Below are 18,529 nucleotides of genomic sequence, written 5' to 3' on the forward strand. Positions count from 1 at the left end.
ATGAGACGAAAATTATTATTTCTGACGGGTCTTCTGGTTCTTTCGGGAACAGCTGTAGCCCAACAGAATGTCTGGAATAAGACCTCGCAAAATAATGTGAAAGAAACAAGAGAAAGAAATGTAAGAACCTCCGACTATCAATTGGTGAATCTGAACACAGATGAACTGAAGCACCAGCTTTCTCTTGCACCGGAAAGAACCCGGCTATCTTCTGAAAAAGGTATTCTTGTTAAGTTTCCAAATGACCAGGGAAAATTTGATACTTATGAAATATTTGAAGCATCCACCATGCACCCGGATCTTCAGTCGAGATATTCGGACATACAATCTTATGAAGGGCATAAAGTAGGAGATGCTGCTACAGATATCAGATTTACTTATGATCCTTATTTCGGACTTAATGCCGTAGTGAGAGGTATAAATGGAATATATTATATAGATTCTTACTCAAAGGATAACAAAACATATATGGTCTATGACCGGAAAAATGCAATATCTCAAAGTCGTTTTGACTGTTTGTTTAAAGGAGATTCTCCTGTAGCCGATCTGACTCAGAACGCACATGGCAAAACAGTTATAGATGGTTTGCTGCGTAAATACAGGCTGGCCATCAGTACAACAACAGAATATACGGATTATATTTCCCAGCAGGCTGGGGTAGGGGCAGGAACAGATGCTCAGAAAAAAGCAGCGGTACTTGCTGCAGTTAACTTAGTCGTAGCGCGCCTTAACCAAGTATTTGAAAACGAAATTTCAGTTTCTCTGCAGTTAATTGCCAATACAGATCTCTTATTTTTCATTGGGACAGACACCTTTAACGCATTGAATGCTTATCAGATGATTGATGAAAATGTTGTGGTGACCAATAACGCGATCGGTGCAGAAAACTATGATATCGGGCACGTATTTTTCCGTGCTACTCAGGGCAATGATAACGGCTTAGCTTATACACCTGCGATCTGCAACAGTACTTATAAAGCAGGTGGCGTGACCGGTTCTGAAATCCCTGTCGGAGATCCGTTCGTGATCGATTTTGTAGCTCACGAAATGGGCCATCAGTTTGGAGCAAACCATACCCAAAATAATCCATGTAACATCAATAATGCCACTTCCATAGAACCGGGAAGTGCAAGCTCTATCATGGGGTATGCCGGGATCTGCTCTCCTAATGTACAGAACAACAGTGATTCTTATTTCCATGCAGTGAGTATCCGTGAGATGTACACAACCATTACCGGAGGAGGAAACTGTAGTATGAATACAGCAACAGGAAATAATGAGCCAACTGCCAATGCAGGACCTGACCGGACAATTCCTATGGGAACACCGTTTGCCTTGACAGGAGTAGGTTCTGATCCGGACGGCGATGCCATTACTTATAACTGGGAGCAGATCGATGCTGGTGCGGCTCAGATGCCTCCAAGGCCGGCTAATGCTGTAGGCCCGATGTTCAGATCAATGTGGGGAACTGTGTCTCCAACAAGATATTTCCCAAGACTGTCAACCATTATTGAAGGTTATAATCCAAACATGATCACAGCTTCGAATTACAGATCATGGGAAAAGCTTTCAACAGTGGCAAGAAACTTAAACTTCTCGCTGATGGTAAGAGATAATAAAGCAGGTGGTGGACAGTCAGGTCGTGATGATATCCAGCTTACAGTATCTACTGCTGCCGGACCATTTACGGTGACGTCTCAAAATGCTGCTGGTGTAGTCTGGAACACAGGAGCTTCCCAAACTATAACATGGAACGTTGCCAATACCAATGCAGCTCCTGTAAATACAGCGAATGTAATGATTCTTCTTTCTACAGATGGAGGTCTTACATTCCCTCATACTTTGGTAGCGAATACACCCAATAACGGATCTTATACATTTAATGTTCCCGGAGGTTTAGGAACAAGCTCAACGGGAAGAATAATGATCAAAGCGGTTGATAATGTTTTCTTAAACGTGAATACAACCAACTTTACCATTAATTCCTCATTAGGAACCAGTGAAACTGAAAAAGCTGAAGCAGGAGTAAGAATTTATCCAAATCCTTCAAAAGGTATTTTCACGATCGAAACAGAGGGCGGAAAAGGTATTTCATACACCGTTTTTGCGATGGATGGAAAACTGGTCAATGCCACAAAAGAAGTGAAAGGCAGTAAAGTCCGTGAAGAAGTTAATGTATCTTATCTTCCTTCTGGGGTTTACATCGTTCAGGTAGATAAAGACGGTCAGAAGATTTCCAAGAAACTGATCATTAAAAAGTAATATCAATCTTTGCCATAAAAAGAAACCGTTCAATACTGTATTGAACGGTTTTTATTTTAATAGAACTAAATATTATTCATTATTAAATTCACTGATAAAATGCAGTTTCACATTCGGGAATTTTTCCTGTGTCATATGAATGGTGAATGAAGAGTCTGCCAGGAATACAAGTTGATTGTATTTATCCCTTGCAAGGAACCTTTGCTTCAGTCTTGCAAATTCTTTAAACTCCTCTGATTTTTCATCAGCTTCAATCCAACAGGCCTTGTGCATGGAAAGAGGTTCATACGTACATTTTGCACCATATTCATGCTCAAGACGGTACTGGATAACCTCATACTGAAGAGCTCCTACCGTTCCAATGATTTTTCTGTTGTTCATTTCCATTGTAAACAACTGAGCAACGCCTTCATCCATCAACTGATCAATACCTTTAGCAAGCTGTTTTGCTTTAAGCGGATCACTGTTGTTGATATAACGGAAATGTTCTGGAGAGAAGCTTGGTACTCCTTTAAAGCTCAATTTTTCACCGCCGGTTAATGTATCTCCGATTCTGAAACTTCCGGTGTCATGCAGACCAACAATATCTCCAGGGAAACTTTCGTCAACTACTTCTTTTTTGTCAGCAAAGAAGGCATTGGGAGAAGAGAATTTCATTTTTTTGTTTTCTCTTACCAACAGATAATTTTCGTTTCTTTTGAATGTTCCTGAAACGATCTTCACAAAGGCAAGACGGTCTCTGTGCTTTGGATCCATATTCGCATGAATCTTGAAAACAAATCCCGTAAAATTACTTTCTTCGGGTTTTACAAGACGCGTGTCACTTTCTTTAGGCTGAGGCATTGGGGCAATTTCAATGAATGCATCCAAAAGCTCTCTAACCCCGAAATTATTTAAAGCTGAACCAAAGAATACAGGCTGTAAGTCACCCGCCATATACTCATCACGGCTAAATTCAGGATAAACAGACTGCACCAGTTCCAGCTCGTCTCTAAGATCCTGAGCTGCTTTTTCTCCGATCACCTCATCTATGGAAGGATCATTGATATCATCAAACTTAATGGTTTCACCTACTTTCTGTTTCTTTTCTTCCAGAAACAGCTGGATATTATTTTCCCAGATATTGTAAATTCCCTGGAAGTCACTTCCCATACCGATAGGAATAGATAGAGGAACTACTCTTAATCCCAATTTCTGTTCCACCTCATCCAAAAGATCAAAAGCGTCCTTACCTTCACGGTCAAGCTTGTTGATGAAAACAAGCATTGGAATGTTTCTCATTCTGCAGACCTTAACCAATTTTTCAGTCTGTTCCTCGACTCCCTTTGCTACGTCGATTACAACGATTACGGAATCTACAGCAGTTAAAGTTCTGTAAGTATCTTCAGCAAAATCTTTGTGACCTGGCGTATCCAGAATGTTAATTTTGTGATTCTTATATTCAAAAGCCAATACAGAAGTCGCTACTGAGATTCCTCTCTGTCTCTCGATTTCCATAAAGTCGGAGGTAGCTCCTTTTTTTATTTTGTTGGACTTTACCGCACCGGCTTCCTGGATCGCTCCTCCAAAAAGAAGCAGTTTTTCCGTAAGAGTGGTTTTTCCGGCATCCGGGTGGGAAATGATCCCGAAAGTCTTTCTTTTTTGTATTTCTTTGATTAAGTCTGACATAGTGTATTTTGAAGTTGCAAAAATCGGGATTTTTTACGAGGTTTCAAATAATTTATCGGAATAAATAATTGACGGAGGGTGATCAGGCGGTTTGTGGGTTGAGAGTGGAGGTTTTGAGGGGTAAGGGTGGGCTTTTTGACTGTTTTAGATTATTAGATTAGGAACACAAAGCTGCAGGAAATATAGTGACTGTTTGTTATCTGATGTCTCCAATCTAACTTAAAAATTTAATCAAAAGCACAAACAGATATACTAAACCAAAAATAAAAGCCAACAAAACAGCAGTTACCGCAAATTCAGATTCTACCCATTTTTGAAGCGGGCGTTTTTCTCCGGTCAGATTGTACTCTTTAAGTGTGTAATCACTTATTTTAAGATCCGTTCTGAAAGTTTGGACTCCTTGCAAAAAATGCCTGTAGAGTTCATATTTATTTTTTAAAATGTAAAAACCAAAGTTAAAATCAATTACAGTTTCCTGTATCTCACCTGCTTTATTTTTCTTAAAGATCCTTAATGATTTTGTCAGGGAAGGCTGGCTGTTTGTTTTGCCGCTTACATCAGGAACGAATGGGGTATTGGATAGGGAAAGCTCAGTATATAAAGTCTGATTAACAATCTTGTTCCTGTAATTGTAAATATAAACTCCTTTTTCGTCAATGACCACTCTTCGGAAATATCTTTTCCTGACCCCAATCATATGAATGATAAGGAAAAAAGATAAAGTAATAAGGAGAATTTCTGCAATAAGGATGATGAAAAAATGATCAGGGCGGTAAGCAAAGTACTCGCCGAAACCATGTTCAAAAAGATCATAAAAAAGCAGGGCAATCACATTGGCTACCGCAATAATGCTCAGCCATACCAAACTTATGGCAAAACAGGTAACCGGCCGGTTGATTTCAGATTCTGTTATTTTAAATTTATTTTGATCCATACCGTTTTAAGTAAATGTCATCACCAGCCACATAATAATTCCACAAGTCAGGAGAGCTGCTGCAATGATTAATAAAAATAAATATGATGCCCCTTTTCTATTGATCTGCCAGGTTTCCGGGTCAATGAAATAGTTGAGAAAAACCTGTGGGGCAATCTTCAAGTCAGGGCGGAAAGTACTGATCCCTTTAAGAAAATGCGCAAATAATGTATAACGGTCCCGGACAACATGCAGGGGGAGATTCATTTCGATACGCGAAACGGCAGAACCCTCTTTTTCTGAAGCTATAAAGACTTCAAGCATCGGAATGATTCCGCTGCTTCTGGTATTCACAGTTGAAATGTCAAAGTCCTTTCCCGAAGAAACAAGATCAGCATAGAGTACTTTATTAACAGCTTCACCTTTCTTATTACAGTAGAGAAGTCCGACGTCATTGACGATAATTTTACTTGGCTGTTCACTTCTTTTGATGATGTAATATTTGACGGAAGGAATAAGAATACCCAAGCCAATTGGGAAACAGAGCAGTGCAGGGAAAATCATGACCTCAATCCCTCGTTTGTAGATTCCATAGGCAGGAAGAAGAATGAGAAATGCAAATGCTGCAAGCAGCATAAAATAAAGAAGTCCCTGAAGCATTACTGTTGGGAACAGATTGATTCTTGATTCTATACTGGAAAAAGGTTTTTCAGAGCTCATTTTTGCTGTGATTTCGATGGAAAGGCGAAAATAAGTATTTCCTTTTTTAGTTGCCTAAGGCTTTCAAAAAAATTATCTTTGTTTCTATAAATTTTTTACAGAGAAAAGCATGGAAAATAGCAGGTATCCGAAGTTTACCTTCACATGGATCGGCGGTCTGGTCTTAGTGGCAGGATTATTCATAGGAACAATGGCAGTTACTTTTTTTGGCAGTTTCTGGAAGATTGCTTTCAGAGAAAACCTTGAGCTGAAAGACTGGTTTCTCATGTTGACCAATGCCGTAGGATTTTTGACAGCGATTGCATTTTTTGATTTTTTCATCTGCAGGCCTTCTACCGGGAAAAAGCTCAATTTCAACTTTTCTACGACGAATTTTTATACCTATCTCCTGATATTTCCTATGATGATCGGGATGATGTTTATATCAGAATTTATCACCTCGCTTATTCCTATTACAGGACCGTTCTGGGGAAAATACTATGACTATTTCTCGCAGCTTATGGAGCAGCTGACCTTTGAACCGGTCATCATGATCATTATGACCGTGATTATGGCACCCATTTTTGAAGAAATTATTTTCAGAGGAATCATCCAGAAAGGACTTATTAATAAAGGGGTAGATCCCAAAAGAGCTATTTTTTATGCCTCCATTATTTTTGGATTGGTTCACGGAAATCCATGGCAGTTTGTAGGAGCAGTTCTGCTTGGATGTGTATTGGGACTGGTATATCACAAAACAAAATCTTTGCTGCTGCCGATGCTGTTGCATGGATTCAACAATTTGTGTTCTTCCATGCTGGTGACCTACACTAAAAGTGAAAGTTTTGCAGATGCCTTCAAAATTTCTGAATGGATCATCCTTGCGGTAGGGATTGTACTTTTTTCTTTGTTCTATTATCTTTTTATGAAAAAGTATAAGGTACATTACGCAGAGATTTAACAAAAAACACGAATGAAATCAACCGTAGCAGTGATATACGGACATTAATGAATTGAGCAAAAATGAATATAGATATGGAATTATTGGTTGCGACACACAACGAACACAAAAAAGAGGAAATCCAGCAGATCCTTGGAAATGACTTTACAGTAAAAAGCCTTACAGACTATAGTATTCATGAAGAAATTGTAGAAGACGGCGATTCTTTTAATGCCAATGCATTGATCAAAGCAAAATACTGTTTTGAAAAAACCGGGATTCCCAGTTTAGGAGATGATAGCGGCCTTGCTGTGGAAGCTTTGGATGGCAGACCCGGAATTTTTTCGGCACGTTATGCAGGAGATCATGATTTTGCTAAAAACATGGAAAAGGTTTTAGGCGAATTGGATGGTGAAGACAACAGGAAAGCTTATTTCATTACTGTTTTATGCTATTATGATGAAAATGGAGCCCGTTACTTTGAAGGAAGAGTTCATGGAAATATATTAACAGAAAATAAAGGACATAAAGGCTTCGGATATGATCCGATCTTCGTGCCTCAAGGATATGACAGGACTTTTGCAGAAATGAATCCTGAAGATAAAAATAAGATAAGCCACCGTAAACAGGCATTGGATCTGTTTCTTGATTTTCTTAAAGTAAAAGATTAGTTCCAACAGGAGAGGTATAAAGTTTACAATACGTAAACTTTTAAAATTTACCGATGTACCACAGGATAAAAAATTCCTTTTTTGCTGATGCATATGGAATTTATAGTTTGACGGACAGGGCCGGTACTTCCCGGCTGATCCAGTCATCAAAAGATCCAAATCTAAAACGTATTTTTAGATTTTCTGTCGTACATTTGTTATCATAAACTATTGATTTGAGTACTTATTTAACGATATTAGGTTTTAATTCAGCTATTCCGACCATCAATTCTTCACCTACGGCCCAGCTGTTGGAAATAGAAGAAAGACATTTTCTGATTGACTGCGGAGAAGGAACACAGGTACAGTTGAGAAAGGCAAAAGCGAGATTTTCAAAGATCAATCATATCTTTATTTCTCATCTTCATGGTGACCATTGCTTTGGGCTGCCAGGGCTTATTGCCTCTTTCCGTTTACTGGGAAGAGATATTCCTCTGCATGTGTATGGTCCTAAAGGGATCAAAAAAATGATGGAGACTATTTTTCAGATTACAGAAACACACCGTGGTTTTGAAGTGGTTTATCACGAGCTGGATAAAGACTATTCTGAAAAAATCTATGAAGACAACAGGGTAGAGGTATACACCATTCCACTGGATCACAGGATATACTGCAACGGTTATCTTTTTAAGGAAAAACCGAAAGACAGACATCTCAATATGAAGGAAATTGCTAAATACAGCGAAATAGAAACCTGCGATTATCATAATATAAAAGCAGGAAAAGATGTTGTATTGAGTGATGGTTACGTCCTGAAAAATGAAGTACTGACTTTAGAACCTGCAGCTCCCGTGTCCTATGCTTTTTGCAGTGATACCCGCTATCTTGAAAGTGTACTTCCTATCATTAAAAACGTGACCGTTCTTTATCATGAATCCACGTTCCTCCATGATCTGAAAGAAATGGCTGACTATACAGGACATTCCACTGCTCTTGAAGCTGCAACGATTGCCCAGAAAGCTGAAGTTGGAAAACTTATTTTAGGTCATTTTTCAAACCGGTATGCAGACCTTACCGTATTTACAGATGAAGCCAGAAATGTTTTCCCCAATACCTTTCTTCCGAAAGCTTTGGAAAGCGTAAAAATTTAAAACCTGTATGCTTAATTTTGAAGAATTAAAAAGCTTTTTGAACGAAAAAGCAGATCAGTACAACAGCCTTGATTTCATTGAAGAAGATCCGATACAGATCCCTCATCGTTTTTCGTTAAAACAGGATGTGGAAATTGCCGGCTTTCTGGCAGCAACTATTTCCTGGGGAAACAGGAAATCAATTATCAGGTCCGCAGATAAAATGCTCGATATCATGGGAAACTCTCCTTATGATTTTGTGTTAAATTATTCTGAGAAAGATCTGGAGTCGCTTCAGGACAAAAGTATTCACCGAACTTTTAACGGCCAGGATTTTGCTTACTTCATCAGGCAGTTCAATAAGATCTATAAAGAAAACGAAAGTCTCGAAAATTTATTCATCATAAAAGATCAGGAGACTAATTTTCTTCATGCTATTGAAAGATTCAGAAGCAGTTTTTTAGAATCAGAGAAACACAGAAGTCATAAACATATAAGTTCACCTTATAAAAATTCCTCTTCCAAAAGGATCATTATGTTCCTGCGGTGGATGGTACGGAAAGACAGGCATGGCGTAGATTTTGGAATATGGGAAAGTATAGACCAGAAATACCTGTCGATTCCTTTAGATGTACATACAGGAAATGTTTCGAGGAAACTTGGTTTGGTTTTGAGAACACAGAATGATTGGAAAACAGTGGAAGAACTGGATTTGGCCATCCGGAAATTTGATGAGAATGATCCGGCTAAATATGATTTTGCATTATTTGGAATTGGGGTAACCAAAGAACTCTTATAAAACATAAAAGGATGAAAAAAGATAGCGAAAAAACAGAAGTTCTAGAGAAAATCGCAAACGGTATTACTTGGTGGGTAGGTTCTATTCCATCTCTTATTGTGCATACTTTGTTCTTTATTACATCATTTCTTTTGCCGATGCTTCATATCGTTGAGTTTGACAAGATGTTGCTGATTCTTACGACAGTAGTTTCACTGGAAGCAATCTATCTGGCTATTTTCATTCAGATGTCGGTCAATAAAAGCCACGAAAAAATTGAAGATATTCAGGAAGATATCGAGGAGATCAGTGAAGATATTGAAGACATCCAGGAAGACATTGAAGAAATCAGTGAAGATATTGAAGAGATCAGTGAGGATATTGAGGAGATCAATGAAGACATTGAAGATATCCAGGAAGATATTGAAGAGATCAACGAAGATGAGGATGATGAAGACCATAATGAAAGAGCAAAGAATGCCATTCTTAAAAGCAATGTGAATTCCAATAAAAATGAAATCAAAGCGCTGAAAGATATTATCAGCCAGCTCCAGAGTGAAATTGAGCAGCTGAAAAAATGATTATAAAATCATAAAAAACATCATTGCTTTATCAATATAAAAAGACCGGATATAAATAATCCGGTCTTTTTCTGTTTCGTTTTTTAGGCAATTTTAAATTCTACTAATTTTGTGGAATATTTAATTATAAAATGTATTCTTTATGAATATTGATGGTGAATTATTTGAATATGCTAAAAAGAAGTGGGTTTTATATAATTTTTTACTACATTTGGATAAATAATTATAAAAATGTTCAATTATAGACTGAAGAATTACTTTTTATTTATGGTGTTTCTATTGGCTTACGCTTCTGCATTTTCTCAAAAAGCAGACAGAACTGTGAAGCCGGAGAAATTTAGTGCACAGAGTAAAAAAGCAGGTGCTTTTATAGATGTGAATGTACCTACCTATGTGCCTTCCGGATATACCATAGAGCAGCTTGTAAAAAATGTGCTTATTTCAGGAGGATCTGTCTGTGCAGCTCCCAATGTGAGCAACGTGACGATATCACCGAATCAGCTTCCAACTGATGCTGACAGAGCCTGGGGATATTTTCATAAGGGAACGACTGCCTTTCCGTTTACTGACGGATTAGTTCTTGTAACAGGAAAAGCGAGAAGAGCAGGAAATGGTTTGGAAGGAAATTTGGGAGATACTGTTCCTGGAGCGATAATGAATGATCCGGATCTGGTAGCAGCAATTAACCCACCAGGTAACCTTAAAGATGTAGTGTCTTTAGAATTCGATTTCGTTCCGAACAGCAACCAGGTTAAATTTAATTATTTATTTGCTTCGGAAGAATATACGAGCGGATACCCATGTGGTGACTTCGCGGATGGTTTTGCTCTCCTTCTTAAAAAGGTCGGTGATCCAACATATGAAAATTTAGCAATTTTACCAAACGGAGATGGACCTGTAAGCGTTCTTAACATTGTACCTCCGGGAGTAGGATGTGATGGGGAGACTAAAAATGAGCAGTACTTTGGCGGATTGAATACCGCGAATATTGAAACTAATTTTGTAGGAAGAACAATTCCTCTTACTGCGGTTGCAACGGTAATACCCGGCCAGACTTATCATTTTAAAATGGTTTTAGCGGATGCTATTGATAATGGATATGACTCTGGGGTATTTCTTCAGGGAGGATCTTTTGATATCGGGATGACTATTGTAGATAACAACGGGAATCCGTTGGGAGACACTATCAATATGTGTGATAATACACCTCAGATTTTAAAAGCACAGGTGACTACAGTTCCGGGAATGACCTACAAATGGTATAAAAACGGAGTGTTGATTCCTTTTGCAACCAATGCTGTGTATGTAGCTACCTCACCGGGAGTCTACGAAGTAAAAACCTTTGTAGGAGGAACAGAATGCCAGAAAGCAAGCATTACCATTATTGGCGGGACATCGCCTACAGCACAGAATGCAACGTTGAAGCTGTGTGCTACTCCAGCCAAGAATACTTTTAATATAGAAGATTCAAAACCTCTCATCAGTACAACGCCGGGAGCGGTATTCCGTTTCTATGCTAATCAGGCTGATGCACAGGCTCAAAATAACAGTTTTATCACAAATACCACCAACTATAACGGGACAGACGGACAGGTTATCTATGTACTGGTATCCAATGGAGCATTTTGCAGCAAAATAGTGACACTGAGCTTAAGAAGAGAAGAAACACCTGTGGCTGTACTCACAGCTCCAAGATTGAGAATATGTGCGGGAGAATCGCTGATACTAACAGCTTCCGGCGGTGTAACTTATCAGTGGAGTGATACTTCGAGTACAGGACCGGTAAGAACGGTAAGTCCAACACAGACGACTACCTATACGGTGTATGCTATCGGTGCTCAGGGATGTAAATCGCTTTTACCTGCCACTATTACTATTGATGTAGTGCCGGCTATCGTATCTTCTCTGAAGGGAGGACAGATCTGTGAAGGCGATATGATTCTTCTGGATGCAGGATCAGGACCTGGATATACCTACGAATGGAATACGGGAGAAACAACTCAGTCCATTACAACGGGTACTCCGGGAGAATATACTGTTAAGATCAGTAACGGAGTATGTACTCAGGAATTTAAAACGCAGGTAATCCGTGCTGTAGTACCTCAAATTATAAAAGTAGATTACAATGATAGCGGAACAATGGTTCTTACAGCCAGTAATCCTAGTAACGGAACATTGCAATATTCTGTAGATAATGGTTTTACATGGCAGGCATCCAATGTATTTACTAACGTTCCTAAAAATACAGTAATATCAATTCGTGTTAAAGTAAAAAACACCAGCTGTGTAGGATTTCTGGAGTATTTCACATTTGTTCTTAAAAATGTAATTACACCAAACGGAGATAACGTTAATGATAAAATTGATTTTAGTGGAGTAAGTGGTTATCCAGACTTTAAAGGGCTTGTGTTTGACCGCTATGGAAGAGAAGTTTTCAAAGCCGTGAAAACAAGACCTTATTGGGATGGCTATTTCCAGGGGAAACGTCTGCCAACCGCATCTTATTGGTATCAGGTGACCTATCAGGACCCTGCGAGTAAAGAGATGACTGTAAAAACAGGATGGATCCTCCTTAAAAACTTAGAATAAATTTTTATAAAATATCTATAAAGGCTGACAATTTCGTCAGCCTTTTTTATTATTTTTAAGTAAAGCAAGTTTATATTGTAAAATAAATAAACATGTATTAATGATAATGTAAATTGTCTTAAATTAAATTTCAATCAAAAAAAATAGTATTTTTGTTTTAAATACTATAAAATGTTAAATAGGAGGATTGGAAGTTTATTTTTGGCGTTATTTTTTGCACTGCTTGGAAGCTTTGTCTTTGGTCAAAACAGAGACAGATCTAAAATAAGTGCAAAAAAGCCTGGTGCAGCTTCTATGAAAGCCGGTGTTTTTATAGATGTAAATACACCCAACTATCCGGAATCCAGCTACAGCGTTACACAGCTTGTCAAAGATGTGCTTATATCCGGGGGAGCCTGTTCTACCGCAAATGTAAGCAACGTTAATGTTTCTCCTAATTTATCAGTCAATGATGCCAACCGAAGCTGGGGCTTTTTTAACAAAGGAACCACCGCTTTTCCGTTTGCAAAAGGAATTGTTCTTACCACAGGGTATGCAAGAAAAGCAGGAAACAGCTACGAGGGTACATTGAGTGATCCTCTTCCTTCTGCCGGAGATGTTGATCTTGCGACCGCTTTAGGGGTGAACAATGGTTCACTTAAGGATGCTACCTATATAGAATTTGATTTTATTCCGACTTCCACTGAAGTTACATTCAGATATTTATTTGCTTCCAAAGAATATGATACATCGCATCAGTTTGCCTGCAGTATATCAGACGGATTTGCCTTACTGTTAAAGAAAGTAGGAGATCCTAATTATACCAATCTCGCGGTACTCCCAGGTACAACCGTTCCCGTGAGTGTTACCAATATTCACCCGCTTATTCCGGGAGGTCAGGGCTGTGGTCCTGTTAATGAGGCGTACTTTGCTGGTATCAACAGTACGATGGTTGAGACTAATTTTGATGGGCGTACAATACCTTTAACCGCAAAAGCGACTGTAATTCCTGGCCAGACCTATCACTTTAAAATGGTTTTGGCAGATTACTCAGATCCAAATTTTGACTCAGGAGTTTTTCTTGAAGCAGGATCGTTTGATATTGGGGTAAAGATTCTTGATCCGGCTGGAGTCCAGCTTCCTTCCAGCGTCATTATGTGTGATAATACACCTCAAACTTTTACAGCTTCGGTACAGGCTCCCAACGTAACTTATCAGTGGTTTTTAAATAATAATCCTATTACTGGGCAGACAGGACCAAGTTATACCGCGACCCAGCCGGGTGTATATAGCGTGCAGGTATATATTCAGGGAAACAGCTGTCCCGGAACAGCGACCATTACTGTTGTCGGAGGAATATCCCCAACAGTGCAGAATGCGGTACTGACAGCCTGCTATGCTGCAGGAAATACAACCTTTAATTTACCTTCAGCACAGACTTCTATAAGTACAACTCCAGGTGCAACATTTGCTTATTATTTAACTCAGGCAGATGCACTGGCAGGAAATGCCAATACAATTCCAAGCCCTGCCACCTATTCCAGTCCTGGAGGACAAACGGTATATGTACAGGTAAAAACCGGATTCTGTTCTAAAGTAGCTGAATTGCAGCTCGTAAAAGCACCCCAGATGACAGCCTCGGCTTTACCTCCACCAGTACTTACGTGCGCAAGCTCACAGGCAACTTTAGATGCTACGGCTTCTGTGTATCCTGCGGGAGCGGTTTTTAACTGGACTACTACAGGAGGAAATATAGTTTCAGGCGGAAATACATTAACTCCGGTGATCAATGCTCCGGGAACTTATACTTTAACGATATCAAATACTTATCAGCCCGGGAATTTAATATGCACTGCGGTTACCAACGTAACAGTTACGGGCGACAGTGCGCCACCTGTAACAGGGCTTACAGCAAGTAAAATACAGATATGCAACGGCGAATCAGTTACCTTAACGGCATCCGGAGGAGCTACTTATACCTGGGCTACACTGCCTGGAACAGGAAATACACAGACGGTATCACCAACCACCACCACCACTTATACGGTAACTGCCGTGGGAGCCAATGGATGTGTGTCCCAAAATCCTGCAACATTAACTATTGAAGTTTCACAACCGATTACAGTACAGAATGCTGTATTGCATAAATGCTATGCTCCGGGAATTACATATGATCTTACCACGGCTCAGAGCCAAATCACAGCTGCAGGCGGTGGTGTTACTTTTACTTATTATATCAATCAGGCAGATGCTCAGGCCGGCAATGCCAATTTTATTGCGACTCCTACATCGTATGCTCCCCCTGCCAATCAGACTATATATGTTTTGGTTAAAAACGGAGGATGTCATTATGTAGTTTCACTTCAGTTACTTAGAACAGCCGAAACAACACTAACGATAGCAGCGCCACAGGAAATCACCTGTACAACACCTCAGACTACAATCGATGCTTCGGCATCTGTTGTGCCGGCAGGATCTACGATTACGTGGACAGCTGCGGGAGGTGGAAATATTGTATCAGGGGCTAATACACTTAACCCTGTAGTTAATGCGGGCGGAGTTTATACACTTACGGTGACTAATGTATCCCAACCTGGAAATTTAACCTGTACCTATACAGCAAATGTTACGGTAACTCAAAATACTACGTTACCGACCACTGCGGTGACCTCATCTCAGCCTAGAATATGTGTTGGAGAATCTGTAACACTTACAGCAACTGGCGGAGTAACTTATAACTGGAACGGACTACCCGGAAATGGAAATACACAGGTCGTTTCTCCAAATACCACTACTGTATATACCGTATTTGCGGTAGGTGCCAACGGATGTATTTCTGCAACTCCTGCAACAGTTACTGTTGTAGTGGGACCTCCTGTTGCAGGGGTTTCAGCATCAAAAATGAAGATATGTGCCGGAGAATCAGTGACGCTTACTGCTACTGGTGGATTTACCTATAACTGGGTTGGTCTTCCCGGAAACGGAAACACACAGGTTGTTTCACCAACAGCTACGACCACCTATTCAGTATTTGCTTTAGGAGGGAATGGCTGTAGTTCAGTAGTGGCGGCAGAAGTAAAAATAGAAGTAGTTCCGGCCATTGTATCTACATTACAGGACGTATATGTCTGTGCAGGAGATACAGGGATTCTAGATGCAGGAGCAGGAGTGAATTATACTTATTTATGGAGCAATGGGGCAACTACCCAAACTATTTCTACCAATGTTACTGGAACATATAGTGTAACGATCAGCAATGGAGTTTGTTCCAAGACCTTTACCGCCTCATTATTAAATCCTGATCTGCCCAAATTTACTAATGTAACCTATGAAAACCATGTGCTTACGCTTACAGCAAGCAATCCTACGGGAGGTGCGTTAGAATTTTCGATAGACGGAGGTGTAACATGGCAGACTTCCAATATGTTCTACAATGTCTTAAACAATACCAATTACCATCTGATGGTAAAAGTGAAAGACGCAAAATGTGGAACATCATTAGATTACTTCACGTTTGTGATCAGCAATGCAATTACTCCTAATATGGACGGAGTCAATGATACGGTAGATTTCTCGGGAATTAGCGGGTACAATAATTTTTCTGCATCAGTCTTTGACCGGTATGGTGCAGAGCTGTTCAGGGCGACAAAAACCGATGCGGTCTGGAGAGGCTCTTTAAAAGGAATGAATCTCGCTACGGGAACTTATTGGTACAAAGTACAGTGGGAAAATCCGGCAAGCAAAAAACTCGAACAGCGTTCAGGTTGGATATTGCTAAAAAATAGGAACTAACAGCTAAACCTTCCATATTTGGAAGGTTTGTTTTTTTTATGTTAAAAAAAAAGTAAAAGATAGATGATATATTTGAAAAAAAATTAAATTTGTTGAAACAAAAGTATTATGCGAAGAAATCTACTATTTTTTTTACTTTTTTTAGTCGTCTCGACATTTTCATATTCACAAATTAATGGCCCGCGAAAGCCTCCCAAAGAAAAAGCTTCCCCATCAGCTACTCAAAAAGCAGGTAACTTTATTGATATCAATGCTGCCGGATATGCAGAATCTGCCTATAGTATAACCCAGCTGGTAAAAGATGTCCTGATCTCTTCTGGAACAAATACGTGTGTAACACCCACAGTAACCAATGTAAAGATAACGCCTAACCATGCTGTGACAAATGCTGACAGGTCATGGGGGTATTTTCATAAGGCAACTACTAATTTCCCTTTCAAAGACGGAATCGTACTTTCTACAGGGAAAGCAAGAAGAGGAGGAAACAGCTCCGAAGGACTTCTTGGCGACAATAATGGGGGAGGAACCGATGCTGATCTGGCTCAGGCTATAGGGTCTACAGGAACGCTTACTGATGCTGTTCTTTTGGAATTTGATTTTGTTCCTACTACCAGCCAGATCAAATTTAATTATATACTGGCATCAGAAGAATATACAGGAACGTTTCCATGTAACTATGCAGATGCTTTTGCCATTCTCCTTAGACCTACATCAGGAGGCCCATACCAAAATATGGCCGTACTTCCGGGTGGTGCAGGTCCTGTAAGTATTACCAATATCCATCCATTGATACCTGGAACGTTCGGCGGTTGTGCTGCTGTTAATGAACAGTTTTTCGGAGGCTATAATACAAGTAATATTGAAACCAATTTTGAAGGAAGAACAATTCCTCTTACAGCCACGGCAACAGTAATGGCCGGCCAGGAATACCACTTTAAAATGGTAGTCGCTGACTTTGCTCCTGGTAGCTTTGAAGACCATTCTTATGATTCAGCTGTGTTTCTGGAAGGGGGATCATTTAATATTGGGGTAGAACTTTTAGATCCCAGCGGTGCCACATTGCCTTCTGATATTAATGTATGTGATAATGTACCCCAGTTGATAACAGCTTCCGTAAGTGATCCTAATTTATTATATCAATGGTTCCTGAACGGAGCTCCTATTGCAGGTGCAACCACAAACACGATTACAGCTCTGCAGCCGGGATCATATACCATCGAAGTAAGTGTTCCCGGCAATCCTTGCCCGGGTAAAGCGACCATTGAAATTCATGGGGGAACTACCCCTCAGGCACAGGATGCTACGCTATTGCTCTGTACAACACCGGATATTACGACCTTTGATCTCACTAATGCTATGCCGTCGATAAGTCCGACACCGGGAGCTGTATTCAGATTCTATGTGAATCAGGCTGACGCTATAGCTCAGAATAATAACTATATTCAGAATATTTTAAATTATAATGGGACAGACGGACAGATCCTGTACACTGTAGTTTCCAATGGAGGGTTCTGTAGCAAACTTATAGAATTAAAATTGCTTAAAGAAACCACACCTACAGCGGGTGTAAAGTCTTCAAGGATAAAAATATGTCCGGGAGAATCCGTAACCCTTACCGCTGATGGAGGTGTTACTTATCAATGGACTAATTTTCCGGGTACCGGGAACACGCAAACGGTGACTTTATACCAGACGACAACATTTACTGTATATGCTGTAGGGGCAAAAGGATGCCGTTCATTAAACCCTGCTACCATAAGAGTAGAGGTTACCCCTGAGATCATTTCATCTTTAAAAGATGTGGAAATGTGTATAGGAGATCGCCTTACTTTGGATGCAGGTGCTGGACCTTATTATAAATATCTATGGAGTACAGGAGCTACAACGCAGACCATTACTGTAGACAACTGGGGAGTTTATACCGTAGAGATAGACAACGGATTCTGTAAAAAGATCTTTACAGCGAAAATAGGAGGTGCAGCAATTCCTTTCGTTACTGCAGCCAATTATGAAAGTGCTAAAAAAACGATAACCGTCGTTGCTGAAAATCCTGTGATGAATAATACTCCAAGTACCTTAGAGTATTCTATAGATAATGGGATCACCTGGCAGCAGTCTAATATTTTTACAAGCCTTTTTGATAATACCAATTATACAGTATTGGTGAGAAGGGTAGGAACCCATTGTGTAGGAACATTTGATTTCTATACTCTTCAAATCAATAATATCATTACACCTAATGATGATGGAATTAATGATGTCCTGGATCTTAAAATGCTTGGAGAATTCAAAAACTTTACGGGATCTGTCTATGACAGATATGGTGTAGAGATGTTCCGATTCTCTAAAGAAAAGCCAGTATGGGATGGAACTGTTGGAGGTAAGAAACTTTCTACCGCTACGTATTGGTACAAATTTAATTTTGAATATCCTAAGTCAAAAGTTCAGATGAACTGGTCCGGATGGATCATGCTTAAGAATAGAGAATAGAAGATAAAGCACATGTAAAAAGCCTTTCAAGAAAACTTGAAAGGCTTTTATTTTTTTA

Annotated in this window: 12 protein-coding genes; 9 read left to right on the forward strand and 3 right to left on the reverse strand. The window is 39.6% G+C overall.

The genetic code is table 11. The features are described 5' to 3' along the window. Entirely contained in the window at positions 1-2,262 is a 2,262-nt protein-coding gene (locus IW16_RS09635) for a zinc-dependent metalloprotease (RefSeq protein ID WP_034743046.1), read from the forward strand. Between the two features lie 72 nt (positions 2,263-2,334). Here the strand turns inward: IW16_RS09635 and IW16_RS09640 are convergent, their stop codons facing one another. The 3 genes from IW16_RS09640 to IW16_RS09650 all read right to left on the reverse strand — a co-directional run bounded on the left by IW16_RS09640 (position 2,335) and on the right by IW16_RS09650 (position 5,563). Further along, a complete protein-coding gene (locus IW16_RS09640) occupies positions 2,335-3,930 on the reverse strand; it encodes a peptide chain release factor 3 (protein ID WP_034743061.1) in 1,596 nt (531 codons plus the stop codon). Between the two features lie 214 nt (positions 3,931-4,144). After that, on the reverse strand, positions 4,145-4,864 hold the full coding sequence (locus IW16_RS09645) for a hypothetical protein (protein ID WP_034743064.1): 720 nt from the start codon (positions 4,862-4,864) through the stop codon (positions 4,145-4,147). Between the two features lie 6 nt (positions 4,865-4,870). Beyond that, positions 4,871-5,563 (reverse strand): hypothetical protein, encoded by a 693-nt coding sequence (locus tag IW16_RS09650; RefSeq protein WP_034743067.1) that lies wholly within the window; start codon positions 5,561-5,563, stop codon positions 4,871-4,873. A 109-nt stretch (positions 5,564-5,672) separates the two neighbouring features. Between IW16_RS09650 and IW16_RS09655 the strand changes: the two genes are divergently transcribed. The 8 genes from IW16_RS09655 (at position 5,673) to IW16_RS09690 (ending at position 18,471) form a co-directional block, all read left to right on the forward strand. Continuing rightward, positions 5,673-6,503, forward strand: a complete 831-nt coding sequence (locus tag IW16_RS09655; RefSeq protein ID WP_034743069.1) for a CPBP family intramembrane glutamic endopeptidase — start codon at positions 5,673-5,675, stop codon at positions 6,501-6,503. A 62-nt stretch (positions 6,504-6,565) separates the two neighbouring features. Continuing rightward, entirely contained in the window at positions 6,566-7,153 is a 588-nt protein-coding gene (gene rdgB, locus IW16_RS09660; RefSeq protein ID WP_394332450.1) for an RdgB/HAM1 family non-canonical purine NTP pyrophosphatase, read from the forward strand. Positions 7,154-7,368: 215 nt separating this feature from the next. Beyond that, complete coding sequence (locus IW16_RS09665; protein ID WP_034743070.1) at positions 7,369-8,283, forward strand: ribonuclease Z; 915 nt, start codon at positions 7,369-7,371, stop codon at positions 8,281-8,283. Between the two features lie 7 nt (positions 8,284-8,290). Then, on the forward strand, positions 8,291-9,061 hold the full coding sequence (locus IW16_RS09670) for a TIGR02757 family protein (RefSeq protein ID WP_034743072.1): 771 nt from the start codon (positions 8,291-8,293) through the stop codon (positions 9,059-9,061). An 11-nt stretch (positions 9,062-9,072) separates the two neighbouring features. Next, positions 9,073-9,621 (forward strand): DUF1003 domain-containing protein, encoded by a 549-nt coding sequence (locus tag IW16_RS09675; protein WP_034743076.1) that lies wholly within the window; start codon positions 9,073-9,075, stop codon positions 9,619-9,621. Between the two features lie 231 nt (positions 9,622-9,852). Continuing rightward, entirely contained in the window at positions 9,853-12,210 is a 2,358-nt protein-coding gene (locus tag IW16_RS09680) for a T9SS C-terminal target domain-containing protein (RefSeq protein ID WP_034743079.1), read from the forward strand. Between the two features lie 171 nt (positions 12,211-12,381). Beyond that, entirely contained in the window at positions 12,382-15,981 is a 3,600-nt protein-coding gene (locus tag IW16_RS09685; protein ID WP_034743083.1) for a T9SS C-terminal target domain-containing protein, read from the forward strand. A gap of 108 nt (positions 15,982-16,089) precedes the next feature. Next, complete coding sequence (locus IW16_RS09690; protein WP_034743086.1) at positions 16,090-18,471, forward strand: T9SS C-terminal target domain-containing protein; 2,382 nt, start codon at positions 16,090-16,092, stop codon at positions 18,469-18,471. Positions 18,472-18,529 lie beyond the last annotated feature (58 nt).

It is taken from the genome of Chryseobacterium vrystaatense, from assembly GCF_000737765.1.
Classification (GTDB): domain Bacteria; phylum Bacteroidota; class Bacteroidia; order Flavobacteriales; family Weeksellaceae; genus Chryseobacterium; species Chryseobacterium vrystaatense.